This window comes from Bartonella sp. AC158YNML, from assembly GCF_042196725.1.
Lineage (GTDB): Bacteria > Pseudomonadota > Alphaproteobacteria > Rhizobiales > Rhizobiaceae > Bartonella.
The window spans coordinates 1-19,351 of record NZ_JBHIQU010000021.1 but is presented as its reverse complement, the minus strand read 5'-3'; the positions used below and the strand labels follow the sequence as shown (position 1 = coordinate 19,351).

The 19,351-nt window shown below is 39.6% G+C and carries 21 protein-coding genes and 6 pseudogenes; 8 read left to right on the top strand and 19 right to left on the bottom strand.

Annotated elements, in window-relative coordinates; translation table 11 throughout:
• Nucleotides 1–414: 414 nt before the first annotated feature.
• Together ACFIM1_RS08290 and ACFIM1_RS08285 are read left to right on the top strand one after the other, a co-directional pair.
• A pseudogene (locus ACFIM1_RS08290) lies at nucleotides 415–1,572 on the top strand (tyrosine-type recombinase/integrase).
• Between the two features lie 273 nt (nucleotides 1,573–1,845).
• Nucleotides 1,846–2,115: pseudogene (locus ACFIM1_RS08285) on the top strand (Rha family transcriptional regulator); the annotation flags it as partial.
• Nucleotides 2,116–3,040: 925 nt separating this feature from the next.
• On the opposite strand, the pseudogene ACFIM1_RS08280 reads toward ACFIM1_RS08285, so the two are convergent.
• The 6 genes and pseudogenes from ACFIM1_RS08280 to ACFIM1_RS08255 form a co-directional block, all read right to left on the bottom strand.
• A pseudogene (locus tag ACFIM1_RS08280) lies at nucleotides 3,041–3,145 on the bottom strand (transcriptional regulator); the annotation flags it as partial.
• Between the two features lie 18 nt (nucleotides 3,146–3,163).
• Nucleotides 3,164–3,241: pseudogene (locus tag ACFIM1_RS08275) on the bottom strand (Killer protein); the annotation flags it as partial.
• Nucleotides 3,242–3,254: 13 nt separating this feature from the next.
• Nucleotides 3,255–4,187, bottom strand: coding sequence for a DMT family transporter (locus ACFIM1_RS08270; protein ID WP_375609599.1), 933 nt, complete (start codon nucleotides 4,185–4,187; stop codon nucleotides 3,255–3,257).
• Between the two features lie 11 nt (nucleotides 4,188–4,198).
• Nucleotides 4,199–4,941: pseudogene (locus ACFIM1_RS08265) on the bottom strand (SDR family oxidoreductase).
• Nucleotides 4,862–5,650, bottom strand: a complete 789-nt coding sequence (locus ACFIM1_RS08260) for an HAD family hydrolase (RefSeq protein ID WP_375609598.1) — start codon at nucleotides 5,648–5,650, stop codon at nucleotides 4,862–4,864. Before ACFIM1_RS08260 ends, ACFIM1_RS08265 begins: the two are co-directional and overlap by 80 nt.
• A gap of 83 nt (nucleotides 5,651–5,733) precedes the next feature.
• Entirely contained in the window at nucleotides 5,734–6,120 is a 387-nt protein-coding gene (locus ACFIM1_RS08255; protein ID WP_375609597.1) for a hypothetical protein, read from the bottom strand.
• A gap of 1,839 nt (nucleotides 6,121–7,959) precedes the next feature.
• Between ACFIM1_RS08255 and ACFIM1_RS08250 the strand changes: the two are divergent.
• From ACFIM1_RS08250 to ACFIM1_RS08235, 4 genes and pseudogenes are all read left to right on the top strand, one after another.
• Nucleotides 7,960–8,394 (top strand): annotated as a pseudogene (locus tag ACFIM1_RS08250) (phage antirepressor KilAC domain-containing protein); the annotation flags it as partial.
• On the top strand, nucleotides 8,391–8,669 hold the full coding sequence (locus ACFIM1_RS08245) for a hypothetical protein (RefSeq protein WP_375609596.1): 279 nt from the start codon (nucleotides 8,391–8,393) through the stop codon (nucleotides 8,667–8,669). The pseudogene ACFIM1_RS08250 and the gene ACFIM1_RS08245, both read left to right, overlap by 4 nt.
• Nucleotides 8,670–8,789: 120 nt before the next feature.
• Nucleotides 8,790–9,065 carry a type II toxin-antitoxin system RelB/DinJ family antitoxin gene (locus tag ACFIM1_RS08240; RefSeq protein WP_375609595.1) on the top strand — a complete coding sequence of 92 codons (276 nt, stop codon included), beginning with the start codon at nucleotides 8,790–8,792 and terminating at the stop codon, nucleotides 9,063–9,065.
• Between the two features lie 12 nt (nucleotides 9,066–9,077).
• Complete coding sequence (locus tag ACFIM1_RS08235; protein WP_375609594.1) at nucleotides 9,078–9,308, top strand: type II toxin-antitoxin system YafQ family toxin; 231 nt, start codon at nucleotides 9,078–9,080, stop codon at nucleotides 9,306–9,308.
• Between the two features lie 122 nt (nucleotides 9,309–9,430).
• Here ACFIM1_RS08235 and ACFIM1_RS08230 read toward each other — a convergent pair whose 3' ends face one another.
• The 4 genes from ACFIM1_RS08230 to ACFIM1_RS08215 are packed head-to-tail and all read right to left on the bottom strand — an operon-like array spanning nucleotide 9,431 to nucleotide 10,658.
• Nucleotides 9,431–9,643, bottom strand: a complete 213-nt coding sequence (locus ACFIM1_RS08230; protein WP_375607123.1) for a hypothetical protein — start codon at nucleotides 9,641–9,643, stop codon at nucleotides 9,431–9,433.
• Entirely contained in the window at nucleotides 9,636–9,839 is a 204-nt protein-coding gene (locus tag ACFIM1_RS08225) for a hypothetical protein (protein WP_375609593.1), read from the bottom strand. The genes ACFIM1_RS08230 and ACFIM1_RS08225 overlap by 8 nt, the downstream gene beginning before the upstream one ends.
• Complete coding sequence (locus ACFIM1_RS08220; RefSeq protein WP_375609592.1) at nucleotides 9,772–9,999, bottom strand: hypothetical protein; 228 nt, start codon at nucleotides 9,997–9,999, stop codon at nucleotides 9,772–9,774. Before ACFIM1_RS08220 ends, ACFIM1_RS08225 begins: the two co-directional genes overlap by 68 nt.
• Nucleotides 9,996–10,658 (bottom strand): lysozyme, encoded by a 663-nt coding sequence (locus ACFIM1_RS08215; RefSeq protein WP_375609591.1) that lies wholly within the window; start codon nucleotides 10,656–10,658, stop codon nucleotides 9,996–9,998. The genes ACFIM1_RS08220 and ACFIM1_RS08215 overlap by 4 nt, the downstream gene beginning before the upstream one ends.
• Before the next feature lie 143 nt (nucleotides 10,659–10,801).
• Here ACFIM1_RS08215 and ACFIM1_RS08210 point away from each other — a divergent pair, with 143 nt between their 5' ends.
• The gene (locus ACFIM1_RS08210; RefSeq protein WP_375609590.1) at nucleotides 10,802–11,026 is read left to right on the top strand and encodes an antitoxin MazE family protein; all 225 of its coding nucleotides are present in this window, start codon (nucleotides 10,802–10,804) and stop codon (nucleotides 11,024–11,026) included.
• Nucleotides 11,026–11,349 carry a type II toxin-antitoxin system PemK/MazF family toxin gene (locus tag ACFIM1_RS08205; protein WP_375609602.1) on the top strand — a complete coding sequence of 108 codons (324 nt, stop codon included), beginning with the start codon at nucleotides 11,026–11,028 and terminating at the stop codon, nucleotides 11,347–11,349. Before ACFIM1_RS08210 ends, ACFIM1_RS08205 begins: the two co-directional genes overlap by 1 nt.
• Before the next feature lie 38 nt (nucleotides 11,350–11,387).
• Here ACFIM1_RS08205 and ACFIM1_RS08200 read toward each other — a convergent pair whose 3' ends face one another.
• The 9 genes from ACFIM1_RS08200 to ACFIM1_RS08160 all read right to left on the bottom strand — a co-directional run bounded on the left by ACFIM1_RS08200 (nucleotide 11,388) and on the right by ACFIM1_RS08160 (nucleotide 18,680).
• Complete coding sequence (locus tag ACFIM1_RS08200) at nucleotides 11,388–12,695, bottom strand: contractile injection system protein, VgrG/Pvc8 family (RefSeq protein ID WP_375609589.1); 1,308 nt, start codon at nucleotides 12,693–12,695, stop codon at nucleotides 11,388–11,390.
• A complete protein-coding gene (locus ACFIM1_RS08195) occupies nucleotides 12,692–12,916 on the bottom strand; it encodes a tail protein X (RefSeq protein ID WP_039760481.1) in 225 nt (74 codons plus the stop codon). The genes ACFIM1_RS08200 and ACFIM1_RS08195 overlap by 4 nt, the downstream gene beginning before the upstream one ends.
• Nucleotides 12,913–13,293, bottom strand: coding sequence for a phage tail protein (locus ACFIM1_RS08190; RefSeq protein WP_375609588.1), 381 nt, complete (start codon nucleotides 13,291–13,293; stop codon nucleotides 12,913–12,915). The genes ACFIM1_RS08195 and ACFIM1_RS08190 overlap by 4 nt, the downstream gene beginning before the upstream one ends.
• A 5-nt stretch (nucleotides 13,294–13,298) precedes the next feature.
• Nucleotides 13,299–15,368: a phage tail tape measure protein gene (locus ACFIM1_RS08185; protein WP_375609587.1), complete on the bottom strand. Its 2,070-nt coding sequence runs from the start codon at nucleotides 15,366–15,368 to the stop codon at nucleotides 13,299–13,301.
• On the bottom strand, nucleotides 15,365–15,427 hold the full coding sequence (locus tag ACFIM1_RS08180; RefSeq protein WP_375609601.1) for a hypothetical protein: 63 nt from the start codon (nucleotides 15,425–15,427) through the stop codon (nucleotides 15,365–15,367). The genes ACFIM1_RS08185 and ACFIM1_RS08180 overlap by 4 nt, the downstream gene beginning before the upstream one ends.
• Before the next feature lie 47 nt (nucleotides 15,428–15,474).
• The gene (locus tag ACFIM1_RS08175; protein ID WP_375609586.1) at nucleotides 15,475–15,762 is read right to left on the bottom strand and encodes a phage tail assembly protein; all 288 of its coding nucleotides are present in this window, start codon (nucleotides 15,760–15,762) and stop codon (nucleotides 15,475–15,477) included.
• Nucleotides 15,763–15,764: 2 nt separating this feature from the next.
• Nucleotides 15,765–16,271, bottom strand: a complete 507-nt coding sequence (locus ACFIM1_RS08170; protein WP_375608785.1) for a phage major tail tube protein — start codon at nucleotides 16,269–16,271, stop codon at nucleotides 15,765–15,767.
• Nucleotides 16,271–17,662 carry a phage tail sheath subtilisin-like domain-containing protein gene (locus ACFIM1_RS08165; protein ID WP_375609585.1) on the bottom strand — a complete coding sequence of 464 codons (1,392 nt, stop codon included), beginning with the start codon at nucleotides 17,660–17,662 and terminating at the stop codon, nucleotides 16,271–16,273. Before ACFIM1_RS08165 ends, ACFIM1_RS08170 begins: the two co-directional genes overlap by 1 nt.
• A 196-nt stretch (nucleotides 17,663–17,858) precedes the next feature.
• Nucleotides 17,859–18,680: a DNA adenine methylase gene (locus tag ACFIM1_RS08160; RefSeq protein ID WP_375609600.1), complete on the bottom strand. Its 822-nt coding sequence runs from the start codon at nucleotides 18,678–18,680 to the stop codon at nucleotides 17,859–17,861.
• Between the last annotated feature and the right edge of the window lie 671 nt (nucleotides 18,681–19,351).

Sequence of the window (19,351 nt, the reverse complement as noted above, 5' to 3'; positions counted from 1 at the left end):
ATAGCAAAACAACGCCATGGTCCGACAGGAATCGTTCCCCTTGCCTTTCAATCCGATTTTACACGCTTTAGTGATTTGGAAAAAGAGGAGCAGAAAAACGCGTTAAAGGGAGCTTTAAATACCCTTTAGATAAGGTCTTTGAAGACCCTTTGAGAACACCTTTAAAACTCTTTGAAAAAAAATGAATTGGTACAAAACCTAGTGGCAAAATATACAAAACCCGCTGGCTAGCTACAGTGGTGCCGCATGCCGGCAGACAGGGTTTTATTAGCAAGAATCAAATCGTATAAATATGTGCAAGAGCATATTGATGTCTATATTTTTTATGTTCCAATAAAAAAATTAAGAATTAAAGAAAAAATCTCAAATCAAAAAATTAAGGTGGTCTAAAAGGTGGACGAGAAGGGAAATTAAGTGAGGGGGATTCATAGATTATCAGCATTGCTTGTCAAGTCTGCTTCTCAAGGTAAATATTGTGATGGGGCGGGGTTATGGTTCAATGTTCGAAAAGACAATACGCGCTCTTGGTTTTTTCGTTACACATACCACAATAAACGCCGTGAAATGGGACTCGGTCCAGTTGCACAACTTTCTCTGAAAGAAGCGCGCGAACTTGTCAAACATTATAGTACTATTCTCAGAGAAGGCAATGATCCTATTGTCTTTCGAGAACAAACCGTCTTAAAATAGCAAAGCAACATATTCAGTGAGATTGCAATTGCGGCTTTTGAAAGTAAAAAAGCAGAGTTAAAAAATGAAGGCAAAAATGGGCGCTGGTTTTCTCCGCTGGAATTGCATGTTATTCCACACATAGGCAGCCTCTCTATAGAAAAATTAACGGCTAATATCATTCGCAATGTTCTTGCGCCCCTTTGGCATGAAAAAGCAGATACAGCACGAAAAGCGTTAAACCGTATTAACATTTGCTTGAAATATGCGGCGGCTCTTGGTTTGGAAGTTGATCTACAAGCTTGTATGAAAGCACGCGCCCTTTTAGGAAAGCCCCGTACTACACCAACAAATATTCCTGCTATGCCATGGCAAGAAGTCCCGGCATTTTATCAGAGCTTGGATGATAATATCCTTTCAAATTTAGCACTGAAGTTACTTGTTTTGACTGGAGTACGGTCATATCCATTGCGCTATTTGCGTCTTGAACAAATAGATAAAGATATATGGACGATACCCAAAGAAAATATGAAGGGCATTGTAGGGAAAGTTTCAGATTTTCGCGTGCCATTGAGTAATGAATCTTTAAAAGTGATTGAAAAATCTCTTCCCTTTGAAAAAAATGGTTTTCTCTTTTCTGGTCTTACAGGCAAACCAATTTCTGATGCAAGCATGGCAAAATATATGACAGTTTGTGGTTTGACTTATCGTCCCCATGGTTTTCGTTCCAGTTTACGGGATTGGATAGCAGAAACAACGTCAACACCCTTTGAGATTGCCGAAACTGTTCTTGCGCATTCAGTTGGGAGTTCAGTGACAAAAGCTTATATGCGGACAGATTTTTTAGAACAACGACATGCTCTCTTGGAGCAGTGGGCTGCATTTATAACGGGAGCGACTTGACAATATGTCAACATTGTGTATATGGTCGAATCAGGTGCCTCAAAAACACCTTAAACCATAAGCGGATTGGTTACCGAAATAATCAGTCTTCTATACATTAAAGACTTTGACTCATTATATGCTACATGCGTACAATAATATTGTCGGGTGTGGTTACGCTATACAATACCCTTGCGGGAAAAGTGTAACGACGGACTTATGGCCGTGTTTTTGAGCACCCGGCACTCTTTTATTGAGTGTCAATCAAAAACGTCTAACCATAAGGAATTCATTATGAACACACTTATTAAAATTACGGAAAATGTTGCTAACGACGCAGCAGTTCAGACTATGTCTAATCGTGAGATCGCTGAGTTGTGTGGTAAAAGACATGACCATGTCATGCGTGATATCAAGCAAATGCTAGGAGAATTAAACTCTGAAAGTACTGCCCCCAAATTTGGGGTGAGTGAATTTACAGGGTTATACAAAGATTCCACAGGTCGCACTCTTCCTTGCTATAACCTACCCAAGCGCGAATGTTTAATACTTGTATCTGGTTACAAACCATCTTTTGAAAGGCTTTAAAGGATCACATGATTTTGATAAAGCACGTTGTAATCATTCTCTAAATCATAAGGTTATCATTCACAAGAACTGATAAAATTCATAAAAAGGATTTTGATAACGTAATCAGTTTTTAATTTCATATGCTTTTCATAAGACACGTTTTAATGACTCATTAAAATGATCACTTTTGTCAGTTCAATTTACTGACACATAACTGACAAGTTTTAATCAATTCACATCATTGGCTATCTTTAAAGATTGTACTCTTGATATAAGTTATGTTTTAAAGATATTAACATATTGAAATATATTGATTTTAATTTTTTACCATTCAAAAAAAATAATAGAGGGTCTAAAAAGAACTGACAAAACTGACATCACTGACAAAAGCCTATTAAAAGGAATTTTACTGATCTCTATAATTATCAATCTCTCTTTAGATGTTTTCATAACAGTCTATAAATTACAATTATCCTACTTATCGTTTCTCTTATGAAAATGAAAAATGATGCCATGGCTATAAAGCATATAACAGCTATAGAAAATGCGTAAAAACAGCAGCTTCAAATAACTAAACTGTAAATGAACGCATTGATTATAAAGAGAGCACCTATAAGAGGCTATTAAATTTTAAATGTATTATAAACAAAATTCACAAAAAAATTTAAATTCATTTAGTAAAAAAACTGATAGGTTATAAAGATAAAAATACGCATTATGAGAGCCTTTTTAAATATTATAGATGTATAGATTCAAAACATAACGCAATCGTTTCATAAAGCCCATAATATAGCTTTAAACGCATATAAATATAAAAGAAGCAATTCATAATCATAAGATATTATCAATACACAACGTATTTAAAAAATACAAAAAAATATCAAAAAAAGATAAAATATTATTTGACAATAAATACGTATTTTGTTATATGAAGACGATACGCTAATTTTTGTATTGTTATCCCCATTTCTTCTAAAAAAGCTACTTTTAGAACTTCACTAGAATGGGCGGGGTTATGCGTCATTTGTTTTCATTCCTTTCATCAATGGTAATCTTGATAATCAACAAGCTCCACATCTGTTCCGATAAAGCGAAAAATAACACGCCAATTTCCATTCATCTTAAAAAGTATATTACTCTTTATGCGCATTGGGAACGGCTTTTCTAGATCCTAGTAAGCTGAATATATAGCCTTGTCCGATTAGAACTCCAAAAATCGTAACAAAAACGCCTATGATTTGCATGATTTGAGGGATGAAGCCGAACAGGATTTGCACCAATAAGGCTGAAATAGGTACAAAATTGAAAAATATCGCCGTCTTACCCGGACCTCGGATCGCTATTCCAATATTCCAAAATAGGTAGGCTAAAACTGATCCTGCAACCCCCATCCAAAGGAGTGCGAATAAACTAGCGCTGGACATAGACATCGTTTCTTGAAGAGGGGATTCGAATAAAAAGGTTAGGACGCCAAGGGCGACGGTGCCAGAGAGCATCGTCCAGCTTGTTGTTTCAAGCGGGGTTGCGTTCTTGACAAATGACCGCGTGCCCACGGTATAGAACGCCCAACCAATGGAACCTAAAAGAATCATAATATCTCCTTTGGCAAAGGAAACATGGTTAGACAAAAATCTCCCATTTGTTATGACTAAATAGACCCCGAACATGCTAATGAGCATCCCTATAACCCTTTCACAGGTTGGGAAAGATTTATTCATGATAGCTTCAATAATATTAGCACTAATAGGGGTTGTCGCCATGATGAGGGAGGCTGTTATGGGATTTGACGTTTGCAAGCCAACAAATAAAGCGCCATTAAACCCTGCCACACCGATAATCCCTAGGAAAATATAAGAAATAAAATTTTGCGATAAAACATGCCACCGCAAGCCTTCTTTGAAAATCATAATTAAAAATATGGCGATTACGGCAATGAGAAACCGCTCAAAAGAAGCTGTCCATGGAGAAACAGTTGTTAAAGCTATCTTAGTGGCTTGGAAATTGGAACCCCAAAAAAAGGTTCCTACGAGGGTTAAGACAAGAGCTATTCTGGGCGTGATTTTCATTGGATAGATCCTTATATTTGATACCAAAGTGGAGCATCGAGACGTATAGAAGAAATTTGTGCGGTATTAGATGAGGAAAGAATAAAGTTGACCGCGGAAGCAATGTCATCTGGGTGAAGCATTTTGGCAAGATTCTCTGGAGGTATCTCTGGGAATCCTTTAAAATTGCGACGAAAATCCGTATTAACTTTATCAACTTGGATTGAACAAACACGAATATTTTGTGGCATTCCCCATAAGCGCAACCCACCAGTATAGCCCTCTACAGCAAATTTAGAAGAAGAATATGAAATTAAAGAAGGATTGTATTCTACACCCCATATGAATGAAATATTTAAATATCGGCGCGAATCTCCTTTTTTAGATAGGGTAAAGTAGCAGCTATTATATAGAACATTCCTTTAATATTCACATCAAATGTTTCAGCACATTCTTGAGCATCAATTGTTTCTGGATCGCCACTATAACAAATGCTTGCTACATTAACTAAGACATCAAGACCACCAAATTCTAAGATAACCTTATGGACAGAAGAGTCAATGGCTTCTTTATCGCGGATATCAACAATCAATTTACATAAGCTTGCCGTATCGATGGAGGTTGGTAGTTCTATGTCAATGATGTCTGCACTTGCTACCTTATGACCATTTTTCAATAAGTTTAGAACAATTGCTTTACCGATGCCGCGAGCGCCTCCTGTGACTAAAATACGTTTCTGTTGTTGTGAGTAAATTCCGGTCGTGTTTTTTATCATTTTTAGAGGAGAATGCTAGAGTTTGTGATTCTTTAGGTAGGTTTAAACAGCGCCAACCATGCTTGTGAGCATACGCCTCAAGCAAAGGATCGCCAATAACAGCGACAGGATGACCTACAAGCTTCAGCATATGCTCATCGGAAATATCATCACCGTAGGCCCAGCAGTTCTTAAGGTCACCACCATGTTTTTCAATAAAATCCTGAATCGCAAGCGCTTTTCCAACGCCGATCGTTTGCGGAGGGACGAAACAGCCATTATATTTTTGCCCATCATGCAATAGTTTTGTGGCCAAGATGTAAGGTACACCTAGATGTTCTGCAATGGGGGCTAGAATTTCTATAAAAGAGCCGGATACTAAGACCGGCTCAATTTTTTGGCTATGATGGGATTTTAGTTCTGTTACTACTTCTTGGATTAAGAAAGTAGGATTAATCAACGCGCGCTTTGCCCAAGTTTCTGCACATCTTGTTACTTCTGCTACAGCACGTCCGGCAAAAAATTCATAAAAGCGACGGTTTATTACGCTGCGCGGACTCTGGTTATCATGGTGTGCACGTAAAATAGCAGTAGTATCTGCATATTCCTCTTGGTGAGCGTTGGTTGAAAAACTTAGCCAAGATTTATACCAGAAATCGTGGAAAGCGAGCATACTCTTGCTCCGAATAAGGGTGCCATCTACATCGAAGAATGCATACGCAAGGCTCATTGTTAATTTCTCCCTTCAAAAAAATTAAATACTTTATAATGTTTTTTGTTCTTTATAAGCATGGATATGATTTATTCGTAATATTAATCCTTTGTTGTGAATTCCCAGAAACCTGTTTTTTTGAGCTTTAGCTGCGCGTGGACATCCCCTCCTAAGCCATACCGTCCGATCGCACCGCCTCGATTCATTTGATAACTCATCCAAAGCAAGACGATATTTACTATTCGATTAGCAGAGGGATCGTTCACAGATGGAAACGGATTGGGTAATATTGCTTGATAAAAGGCATGCCCATCAGCATCTGCCAGTAGTATATTGGGAAGACCAAGTGGGCCGGGTCGTGTAGGTGCATGGGGATTCAGATCATGTTGCCGTAGTGCCATAATTGTGTAAAGACTGTTAGGAATTAACCCCAAAAATTCAAAACGAAAATGTCCTGTTCGTTGGTCGTTAGGGACGGAAACTTCCATGAATCCTTTCGCTTTACACCATTGTTCAAGGGTTATCGGCGCAGTAATCTTTCTACCATCTTGGTTTCGAGCGTCTGGTATTGGTACTTCATGGAAGCCATAGCTTGGCAGATAAATATTTTTCGCATTGGGGCATTGCGCTGGTGCAAATATTACTGGATAATTATTGCATGGTAATGGTAAGGGCAGAGTATGTAATACAAGAGAGGCATCACTACTAGAAAAAAGCGATAACGTTGTTAAGATTGATAAATAGCATAAATAACAGGCATGGAAGTGCCTTCTTTATGGTTATAAACCCATCATAAAAGAGAGAATGCAAAAAAAGCCGTGTCAAGTGATTATGACGCGGCTTTCAAATGTTTACCCTTATGAATCATTTCAAATGGAGTCATGAACGCATATATACAAAACGTATTATATTACAAGCGCTCTATTCAAGATATGAAAACTTATCAAGAAAAATGTATGATGTGTATGATCTTTTAAGCACTCATTTGAATGAGAGAGCCTATAAAACGCTTTTTATGGCTATTAAACAAATTAAAACGCTTGGTAGGTTTAACAATCCAATCAAAAGCAAATGCATATTCAATAAATATATGTAAAAAACGTTCTTTTTATATTTACGAGCATTAGTTTTTAAAAGCAGATTTTCATAAGATAAATAAACAAACGCTTTTATAAAGTGTAAGGTTTTCAAGATTTTGCTCTGCTGTGAAATCTAGATCTTCGTTTTTCATAAATGAAACGTTCTTAAGAGCAAACGATAACTAAGTTATAACGTGATAAAAAGAAGTTTTCGTTTCTTATAAAGATCTCATTTTATGTTTCAAACGTTTAAACGTGCATTTAAAGAGGTTCTCATAAGCGTATTTGTACTTTTCATTAAAACCTAATTTCTTTAAAAATTAGCCGATCCATTTTTGGGGGCATTATCTTAAAATAGAGCATTCTTTAAATATTACAGCTTTTGACTTAAAATTGAGTAAAATCCCATGCCTTATGATGTTACAATGGTTTTAAATTTTTCTTTCTTGCGTTATATCATTAAAAAGCTTTCTCTTTCATAAGACATAACATTGTGATTTTCATTCTATAGTCATGATATTATATTCATGCTGATTACTTATCATTTTCTAAACTTTTAGAAAGCGTTTTAAAAGTGATCTTGTCTTTAAATCCTTTTATGCAATCTTTATAAATTAATCCTATAAGCTTATGAGTGCTTCAAACAGTTAATTTCTTTAATGCCATTTTAAAGGTTTTTCCCAATTTGGGGAAAAATTATATGATCTCTATTTTCTATAAATACGTATCTTTTGGTACAATTTACCTTATAACAGTTTCAAACGATTACCCTCTGAATAGGGAATAAGATATTGCTATAGCATTTTTAGATTTTACGCTTCTTAATTTTGAGAACTGTAATTTTGGTTTTATGCGATTAAACAAACCAATCATTAAAACAAGATGTGATCTTTAAACGTATGTTATCGATAATTACAAACAACTAAATTTTAAACAATGTGATTTGTGCTGTGATAAAAACGTATCATAAAATTTATGAACTGTTATGAATGATATCTGCTTTTCATTTCATTTGAACGTTTACATACGTTATAATATTTACATCATAATTTGCTTTTTATGGTCTATTCATACATGGCAATCTTATATAAAAAATAGTCAAATGAATCACGTATAAAAGTGTGGATTCTGAAGTGGATTCATATAAAATAATTGCAAATAATCTATTGACTTTATTGTGTTTTTTGATATGATACTGCATCACTTGGTTACAGTACTGCTTTACGAGCAAAAATAATTGATCGCTGGCAAGAATTAGAAAAGCAGGTAGCCACACCACAAGTTGACTATTCGAAGCCTGAAGCATTGCTTGGTGTTTTGAATCACTTACAAAGCCAAATAGAACAGAAAGATTATGTTATTGCCGAATTGACTCCAAAAGCAGAGGCTTTGGATGGTTTAAAGCGCTCTGATGGATTGTTTGGTCTTATTGAAGCAGCAAAGATGTTGGAGGTACGACCAAAAGATTTAACCGATTACTTGCGTAAACATGATTGGGTGTATCGACGTGCTCCAGGGGCGCCTCTGTTACCTTATCAGGATAAAATCAAGAAAGGCTTTATGGATTGCCCTGCTATCACTATTCAAAGACCGGATGGTACAGAAAAGGTGCTGCCTTCAACGAAAATCACATCTAGAGGATTGGCATGTTTGAGAGAACAAATCCATGGAGGTGTACAATGAATACCAGTGTCGACTTCTTATGTAATTTGTGGATGGCATTATCTCAATTTTCTAGACATGAGAATATGAGCGATAAAGATTGTACTGCTCTGGTTGACACTATGAGTGTAATAGAAAAGGTTTTGATTTTAAAACTTCAGAATGAGGTTCCAAGTATGCTTAAAATCTTAACAGTTCTAACAGATTTTGGAGCTTCAGAACTGCCGCATAGCATGGATTCTTTGTTACGCGCTTATGAACCAAATCTCGAGAGCCCCATTAAAAAGGTTGCTTAATTCATCAATTATGATTTATCTCCCCGTTTTAAAAGCGGGGAGGGGATTATTGGATAAATCTCTTGACATAAGCTGTAGATGTAGTACATTGTAGTACAAACAGATAGGAGGTTTAAGCGAATGGGTAAAATTCAAGCACGCATACCTGATGAAGTTCAGGAAGTTGCGAGCGCAGTTATTAAATCCACGGGCTTAACTGTATCCGATGCGGTGCGTATGTTTATGACCCGTATTGCTAGAGATAGAGCATTGCCACTTGATCTATTTCAACCCAATCCGGAAACATTGCAGGCTATCGAGGATGCTGAAATGGGACGTGTCGAACGTACGTCATTGGATGGTCTGCGAGCCATGATTCGTGATGATAAAGCCGAAGTATGTAAGTCTGCAAAGTGACTTTGGTTAGCGATGCGGGAAATTGTTTATACTAAATCTTTTCGGCGTGATCTGAAACGTGAAAGTAAAGGGCGATATGCTGATACATTAGAGATAGATTTGCTACTTGTGATCAAAGCATTAGCGGAAAACGAATCCCTAAAAGTACAGTGGAGAGATCACGCACTAACAGGGCAATGGCGGAACTGTCGTGATTGCCATATTAAGCCAGATCTAGTTTTGATCTATCGAAAGCCTGTATGATAATTTTTCAAGTTTTTGAAAATCACTGTTTGAAATGTGCAAAGACATTCTCTATCGCCTCCATGAGACGAGCAAAATTAAGAAACCATTTTCTAAAGAATTTCGCGCGTCTCAGAGTATGTTTAGAGTCGGATATTTGGTTTTTGTGTAAAAATACTTACCAATGCGTCCATAATACGTGAAAAATCAAGTGCTAATAAGAGTATAATGAGTACAATCCATTTCGTATAACGTGACATCACTTTTATACTTTTGTAGGTCATGATAATTTCTTGAAGTATTTCTTTTTCTCCTTCTGTAAGTTCTATATCGTCTTGTGTTCTTTTCCTAGCCATGTTTCCACCCACACACACGTTCGCCCTGCTTGTTATGCTTTAAGATCTCTCTTGCTAAATTGGAACTGATGACGTTGACATCTTGCTTCTCTAAATAAATTGGCAACCAACCAACACAAGAGATATACTTATTTGTCGCGCAACCAATCAGAGAGAGCAGCACGCACATCAGCATCACTTTTCTGATTAACTTCATTTTCCACCTCCAGCCGTGTTGTTGCTGCCTTTAAGGTTTTTTCTGTTTGCTTTTGCCGTTCTGCCTTTTTTCCGAGGGTAAAAGCTTTTGCCAAAGCCATAAAAAAAGCGGCTAGAGCCGCGCCTGTTAACAGCAGATTTCTTTTCATCCATAAGATCATAGGCGGTGTTCCTGAAAACGTTTAGCAACAAAGAAAATGCCAGCACATGCAGCTAAAACCATGATAGTGGCGAGCGCCCATTGCACTGGACCATTGCCGGCTAATAAGCCACCAAGCCCAGAAAAAGAGCCAATGACTGGTGCAAGGGCTTCGGCTTTGAAAAGCCCTGTTGGTGCTTGCGTTTCTACGGTTTGGTAGTTAGAGGAAACAAAAGCACCTTTCGCCCATAAGCCTGCTTCTGCTGCACGCCGATGTACAAGACCTTGCAAGCGTTTACCACCGGCTTTGGTCCATTTCTGTAATTCGGTTGGGATTGCTTCATAATCGCCACTATTGAGTTTTTTTAATAGGGTCGAATTGCAAAAAGCTGTTGTCCCTACATTATAGCAAAAGGAGACTAACGCCGCGAATTGTTCATCCGTTAAGGAAACTTGAACGGCTTGTTCAACGGCATTTTCAAATTGTCTTAAGTCTTGGCAAAGAAGTTCTTCTGCGTGTTTTTCAGTGATTGCCATACCTTTATGAACAAAAGGTTTTCCAGCATTGTTTGTATGTCCATAACCAATGGTCCACACTCCAATGGCATCTTTATAGGCATTGAGACGTAAACCTTCCCATTGTTTAATCAGTGCTAACCCTTCTGGTGATATTGTTCTCATGTATTGCTCCTATAAAAAAGCCCCACAAAAGGTGGGGCAGATTGATAGATTAAAATTGTAATTATTGCGTTTTATTAAAAGTAGTGTTTCATGTAACTTTTTTCTATGTTATACGTTACATGAAACATAATGGAGATTTTGTTATGGCTACAATGCACGTCAATGAACGCGTTCAAAAACATCGCAACGCACAAAGAAAAGCAGGTTTGCGTTTAATGCAAATTTGGGTACCAGATACTCGCCAACCGAACTTTGCAGAAGAGTGCCGACGCCAATGTCGCTTAGTCGCAAAAGTGGATAAAACAGATACATCTATGCAGTTGTTAATGGATCAATCTTTAATGGATGTTGATGGCTGGACAGAATGATGCGTGGATCTCTCGTCACAATAGCTATGCAAGGCGATTTTGGTAAACCAAGACCTGCGTTAATCATTCAAGCTAATCAATTCAGTGAGCATACAAGTGTAACGGTTTTACCCATTACTAGTACACTTGTTGATGCGCCATTACTCCGCATTACGATTCAGCCAAACGCTAAAAATGGTTTGCAAAAACCTTCGCAAGTCATGATTGATAAGATTATGACGGTAAGATGTGAAAAAGTTAGTCCAGCTTTCGGCTCCATTCATGCAGATAAAATGGTAGAAATTGAACGCTGTTTGGCTGTATTTTTAGGAATAGTAAAATAAAAATTGGATTTCTTTTTATCATCATCAAATAGCTTTGTTTATCTATCTTCCTCATCCATATGGATAACGCCTTCGCCTTCATCACATGCGTTAGGTGGGGCGTTTGGGTCAAGGGTATCATCTTTGTCTGGTGTGGTGTTTGCAACGTTTCCAGCTGTGTTTTCTTGGGCTTCATCAAAAAGTTCACAATCTATTTTTGTGGTGTAACCACCTGTTTTATCAAGTTTGTGCTTAACACTTTTGATGCGCCATTCTGCTGGAATATAGGGGCGGAAAGGGGGCTCTTGAACAAGCTTTGCTTCTGCTTGTACAAAGGGATCACCACCAATATCACATGAGAAAGAAGATTTCCCACGCGATGATTTATTGCGATAAGCCGCAATGGCTGCAACAGCTTCTGATTGATTGTGGTAGGTATATTTGAGTTCATGAAACGGTGCTTTACCAACTTTGACTTCCTTTTTTTCACCAGTGCGAATATCATGATAGCTTGCAATAACACCGCCTTTTTTCTCTTCTTCTTGCTCTTGATTTTCAGGCGTTTTGGCTTCCGTCTCTGCTTTAGGCAAATTAAGGGCGTCATTTTCATCCATATGGATAACATCTTCGCCTTCTTCAACTTCTTCTGGTTCTCGTGCATCAGCGGCGGCTTTTTGATCATCTCCTGCCTCTGTTGCTAAGCCATTGGCCGCTCCTGCTTCATCACGCGCACTGTATTTAAAATCCCAAGAGGTACAGAGTTTTTCATGGATAATAACAACGGGGAGTGTTTCACCAGTGATGGCTTTGCCTTCCCCCCGTCTAGCCAAAACAAGCTTGCCATCAACGGGTTTTGCTACCGCATCATAGTCTTCTGCAAGGCGCGTGGCAAAAGCCATATCGCTTTCAGAAGTTTGATCAATGTGACGCACAACAATTTTAGCAAGAGCAGGGTCAACTTTTGGTGTATAGCCATTGCGCTCTGCTATCTCTTGAACAATACTGCCAAGGGTTTGTTGGTGATAGGATTGGCTTTTGGGTGTTCTATAAGACGTATTCATAGAGGCGGCGCGTCCGGTCACGCTTAGGCTTTGAGGCGGGCTGCTTACAGAGATTTCATCAATCAGATAGGCTCCCATATCGCGGTTTTTGCCGCCTTCATAGCCAAGTGTGACAGAAATGATTGTTCCGATGAGAGGAATATCAAGAAAGCCGTTATCACTGTCACGGGCGCGGTCATCAAGCTCTATGGTAATGCGGTCACTTTTGTCTTCTGCTTCATCGGTAATTTCAATCGACAAAACATAGTCCATCAGCGTTCTTGTGATGTCCTCTCCATTTGCCATCACTGTGCAAAAAGGTTTCATGACTGGCTACCCCAAATTCTAATCACCGGTGTGGCTTTAGGATAGGGGAGGGTTGGCAAAACGATTGTGATGCCTGCTTTTAAAATGGGTCCATAGTCTGCAAGACCAAAATTTGCTGCATAAACGCGTTCAACAGCAAGGGCTTGTTGACCCTTTGCATAGTATCTCCAGCAAATGGCATCAACCATATCACCTTCTTTTGTTACGTAAAGATCACTCATAGCTCTTCACCATATTCTCTCAACTTTATTGTAAATTCTTGTTTTTTGGGGGACCCGTTATAGTGAAAAATGCTTTGTTTTTCCTCTACAGAAAGAATGACAAACTTGCCTAAAATTTTCCCCTGACCGGTCACAAGAATGTGAGGACCATTATGTGCCATTTGCCGTAAATATTCGAGCTGTCTGTGACCACCTTTGAAATCTGGATAGATCACCCCAGTTAAAGAAAATTCCGCATTTGCAACAGCAGGCAATTGAAGCGCTGCTTTGCGCCCCAATCGCCCTTGCTCGACCCATGGAATGCCATAAGACATGTCAAGGGTTTGATAAGCAGCTGTTTCAATGGAAAAGATAAAACCACCCAAAGCTAACATCATGGCGCTTAATCCGAAAGGCTAGAGGCTATAGCCAAGCGTTGCTGCTTGGCATAGCGTTCAAGGGCTTGATTGACTGCGTCTCTGATTTCGTCCTTGAGACCATTGGGGACAGAAATATTTAAATTTGAAATCATCACGCGGGCATCTACTTCTACCGGCTTATGAACGGTAATGGGCTTGGGAGCTTTGAAGGCGCCCACTTTTGCATTTGTAGCCTGCATTTGTCCTGTTTCGACTACGCTTGTATTAAAGCCACTTTTGCGTTTTTCAGGGGGGGTATTTGTAACCACTGCTGTATCCAGCATTCTTTTTGCCCGTGTATTAGTTTCTTCGGTAAAGGTTTTAATGGTCTTCGTTGAAGTTTTGTCTATTGAGACATTAAACCCTAACTTTTCTTTCATCCAATTAGGCATCCAACTGGTTAATTTACTCATCATGCCGCTAAGCCATTCAGACAGAGCATTCCATTTGCTTTTGATGCCGTCCCAAAGCCCATTAATAAGATTGGAGCCTACTTCCATTAAATCGACACCAAACAGCCATTCAATGAGTTCATTGATTTTTTTCGAAATCCAAGAGAGTGGTGAAAAGTTTTTAAAGAACGTCAAGAGGTTATTGAAAACATTACTACATAAGCTGTAAAAAGAATCCCATAACTTGCTTATAAAGCTTATGACTGTATCCCAATGTTTGTAGAGCAGATATCCGGCAGCAACAAGAGCTGCAATACCAGCCATTATCCAGCCTATGGGGGTTGTCATGATGGCAATACCAAGCGATATAAAAGCAGAACCAACGGCGGTTATTGCTGGAATAAGTGACGCTACAAGAACTGCCCCAACCGCGGCTAAAGATGCTGCTACCCAACCATTGAGTTTGTCCCAATATTGATAGAGGACAAAGAGCGCTGCAATGCCACCCATTAACCAACCGATAGGTGTCGTCATAATTGTGATACCAAGGCTAACAAACGCTGTTCCCACGGCTGCTAATGCGGCAATGAGTGGACCAAAAATGAAGGAACCAAGAGCTACAAGCCCCACCTTAAAGAGGGTTATTTCACCAATCAATGGCTCTAGCCATTGGAACCAGCCTTTAATCCTCTCTGTGAGATCACTGATGCTTTTTCTTAAATCAGAGGTAGGATTAAGCAAATCATTAAGGACTTTTTTTAAGGTCTTTGCCCAACTCGCAACGGTTGTTTGAATGAGATCACGGTTTTCATCAATCAATTTTGAAAAACCGTCAATCATATCATTGATGACGGGCATAAAACGGGCGCCAATAAAGCTCGCGATACCGCCTATTTTTTTCTTAAAAGCACCAAGCTTGTCACTCAAATCTGCTGCATAGCGTGCAACATCGGCGCCTATGAGCCATTTTCCTTTCCGCGCCTTTGCAAACAGTTCTTTGATAGGCGCCATGCCTTGTGCAAGCATGGTCGCCATTTCTTTACCATCATCCCCAAACAGCAGAGCGGCAATATGCTGTCTTTGTGCTTGGCTTTTCATCTTACTCATCTTGTCGGTAATTTCTTCTAACAAGACAGAAGTGGATTTGAGTTTTCCAGAAGTGTTTTTGACAGAAATGCCAAGCGCTTCAAAACCCATCATGCCTCTTTTTTGTCCGGCATATGCTTGTGCTGAACGCCTATTTAAAACCGCTAAGGATTGTTGAAAAAGCTCGGCAGAAGTGCCTGAATTATCGGCTGCATCACCCCATAATTGAAGTGATGCAACACTCATATTTAAATGGTGTGATGCGTGATAAAGACTATCTCCCAGATGCATGGTTTTCATGGTGAGGGCGGTCACACTTGCCACAAGACCACCCCCGGCAAGCCCTAAGACACCGGTAAAGACTGAAGCACGACTTGCCGCCACTCCAAGAGCACTTTGAACGCCATGAAGGCTTTTTGTCATGTTTTTGACAGCAGCAGAAAAGCGCGGAATACCCAAACTATGTGAGAGTGTTTTTGACAATGTATCGAATTGTTTTTGAACACGTTTGAGAGGTGCCGTGAGTTTATCTTCAAGAGACAATTTTACCTTTGCATCAGCAACTTTTTCACTCATTTTGTTTTACACCTTTCTGCTGCTTGGTTTCGCCAGAATATGAGTTCTTGTGGTTCCATTTCCATCATGTCTGAAAGGGACCAATGGAACTCAATAGCAATATCGGCTATGAGTTTTGCGGCGTTTTCCCAGTCGAGGTATCCCGCCATTTGGTAAAAGACTCCAAGATCTCTCCAATATTTGTCAAATCATTAATGTCGAATTCGCAGATGACCTCATACGGCCATTCAGAAAGGCGTGCGATCATAGTGATTGTTTGCTCTATACCTTCTTTTTTGTCGATTGCTTGCAAATCTTTTGTTTTGGGGCGCCGTAAAGTAATTGTGGTGTGCTCTTTTCCTTCAAATGTGAGAGGTTCAAGCAATTGATATGTAACATTTTTTTGTAGTGTCATTTTTATAATCCTAAATTGTTTCTATGGTCTGCGAGTTGATTGACGCCATTGAATTTTCTCACCAAGTTGAGGACATCTATCTCAACGATTTCAACGTCCTTCTGGACATATTTGAAATACTGCAATGTGAATGTAGCTGTAGAAGTTGCTTTGCCTCCCGGTTGCCATTCTGCCATTTCAAAGCCTTTGCAAAGCCCTCTCATGGTAATGACAACACCTTCTGCGGGTGTGCCTTGAGCTTGCATTGAACTGCGCAATGAAATGTTGACATCGGTGCGCCCTAAGAGTGCCATCAACTCTGGAGAGCAATCAGAAATGGTCATGCTAAGCGTGAGGGTTTCAAGACCAAGGTCAACTTCAATGGAGCTATCCATGCCACCGCCGCGATAACTTTCAACAACCAAACTCAAATTCGGTAGGGTGACACTTTCACATTTTGCCTGATAGGGAATGCCGTCGACAAAAATGTTAAAATATTTCAAGACTCTGGGTAAAACAGGTACGGTCATTAAAAGATCTCCTCTAAGTAATCATTCACAATGCGTGAACGGAACGTGATATGTTCTGCAGGTGTTGTGGGGGTGAATTCGACATTGAAATAGACTTTGCCGCTCTCAATGGCGCTTGCTGTATTAAGCTCTAGATCAGGCGTACAGCGCCCACCAAGAATGGCGCCTTGTGCTTTTAAATCACGCAAATAGGCATTGACGCTTTCACTGACATCATTCATGTAGGTTTTTTTGATATTGCGGTCGACAGCCCATAGATGTCCGCGCAAAATAGCATCATTGATCATATCTGCGGTGCGCACCACGGATAAAAAAGCAAATTTTGTATCGTTTGAAAGTGTGCGATTACCCCAGAGGCGATAGCCGTTTTCACGGATAATTGTTGTGATATTTTGTTCATTGAGAAGGTTGGCACGGCTCGATCTGTCCCCAATGGAAAAATCAATAGGGCGTGCAGTTCCCACAATGCCATTGATCACTTTATTGGAAGGAGAATGCCAAAAACCGTTGTCAAAATCTGTTTTGGCAATGACACCAGCAACCGCTGCACTTGCCGGCTGTTCTATGATTTTTCCATCACGATTTACCTTTACAAACGGGTCAATGAGAATGGCGCGTTTTGAATCAAAATCCTTTGCCGTACTAAGTGCTGCTTCATCTGTTGTGTTGGGTGCATCAAGCACCACAATGGCGCGCAAACGCTCGGCAATGCCAATCAGTTCTGCTGCTACAGGATTAGAGGTTGCACTGATTTCGGCTTTGGCTGTCGCTCCAGTGCCATCCCCTTCAATCGTCACATTTGGGGCGGTGTGATAATCAAAGCCACCGTTCTTAATGACAACAGAAGTTACTTTTCCATCTTTCAGGATTGCTTCTGCTTCTGCACCGCCGGCAATTTTAACAGTTGCTTGAGTGTAACCACTTCCTTGGTTCGTCACATCAATCTTGCTAAGACTGATAGGGCGTTTGTGTGTAAAGCCTGGAGCGATGAGAATGCGTGGTGTTTGTCCTACAATGGATTGTGCTCCAATCAAAGCATGAACACCTTCATAAGCACCATTTGCGTTTACACCCCCTAGAACATTGGTGAGTGTTGCATTTTCGTTGTCACCTTCTTGCACGCGTACGACAACAACAATGGCACCCACTTGCTTGAAAATAAGATCAAGGGCATTGGGTAAAGTGCCGCGTCGTTTACCTGTTGTATCCAGTTTTGCGGTTTGTGAAAGAGAGCCGGCTACCAAAACTGGTGTGTTGAGGGGGAATGCTTGTTCATCGGCATCGGGTGCTGTGCCAACAATTCCGATAACGGCAGACTGAACCGCGCGAAGGGGGCGGGTGCCGTCGTCAACTTCAACGACTTCAACACCGTGTAAAAAACCTGTTGCCATACTTTATGCTCCTTTGAAATATTGGCTAATGAAATGAATGGGAAGAATGAGAGGTAAAGAGGCGCTCTTGAGAAAGGTTTGTTTTCAACAAGCACTTTCTTTTTATGTTTTGACACTAGATTTTGTAGCAATTTACTTTTTTAAAAAGGTCTTCAAAGGTCATTTAAAGACCCTTTAATATGTATTATTTCTCGTTTTAGAAATCACAATTGGTGATGATAAGCTCCTTAGCGGGAACTGCATTATTTAAGGCGTTACACGAATACAATGTGTTTACCTTTTTAAAGGTAAATTGACTGAAGGTTTTTCGAACTTCTGGCACATCATTGAGAGACAAAAGAAACTTCCCTTTTAATTGTGCCAGCAGCATAGCCATCCTCTGATAATCCTCTCGCTTAAACAAATCTTTGCCATAATAATCCTCAACACCCCAATAAGGCGGGTCAAGATAAAATAAGGTGTTTGGTCGATCATAGCGCCTGATAAACTCAGACCAGTCTAAATTTTCAATGGTAACACCCGCTAAACGACGGTAAATAAGCTTTAATAAGTCTTCAAGTTTAAAACGATTAAAACGTGCACCGCGGTCTGTTTCAACCCCAAACGTACGGTCGGCTACCTTCCCGCTAAAGCTTAAACGCTGCAAATATAAAAACCTTGAAGCCCGTTCTAAATCTGTGAGGGTTTCTGGATCTTGAGCACGTAATCGTTGAAATTCCTCACGGCTGCTTATTTGAAATTCCAGAAATTCTATAAACGGGTGATAATGGCGTTGTAACACCCGAAAAAAATTCACCACATCTCCTAAACGGTCATTAATGATTTCAGTGGGTGGAATCAATTTTCTCCTAAAGAATATTCCTCCCATTCCAACGAAAGGTTCGGCATAAATACTATGAGGAATGTCCTCGATAATGTTAACTATGGTTTTGGCTAGTCTTCTTTTGCCTCCAATATAAGCAGCAGCTGGTGAGATAGGATCAACAGATTTTAATTTTTCTTTACAAAGTGTATCCATCATTTTTTAACACTCTTCCATCTATATTAGCCATCTTCTCACTGTTTCCAAGTGAGAAGAAGTGGTTGCGATGTTGAGGTCTTCTTACATCGGACGGGTTGTCGCTAAACTAAGTCCCGTTGGCTGGACAACCAGCCCAGCCTCTATTTTTTGTTTCTTTCTTTGGTTTGGAGTTTCTAGGATATTCCTGTGATATATCTGCTTGATTTCTCATAGCGATAGGTTATTAGAGCGGCTTGCTAAGAGCCGTTAATCTCTTTACAAAACTTTTGGAATAGAGGGGCACGCCGTGATTTCGGGGCTTCTTCTAAAGATAAAGAATGATTTTGCTATAGTGCGATAGAGAGTATTTACTTTTGTTGCCATTTTGCTCTCCAAATCAATGAAGAGACCATAACAATCATCTACACTCTCTCATAAGACTGACACTGTCAGTCAAAAAAGTCCTTTAAAGGGCTTTGAAAGAGCTTTAAAGGGGATTTTAAAAACATACAAAGCCAGCTTATACAACAAGCATCATTAACACTATTGTTTGAGTGCCTAAGCTTCTTCACCTTTTTCTTGTGATTTATGGCTAAGCTCTGCCATTGTTTCTTCATCCACCACGGGAGGAGAGAACACTTCGTCTTTATAAGTCCAGCCGATCTGCGCTTCACGTGAGGGGATTGCCT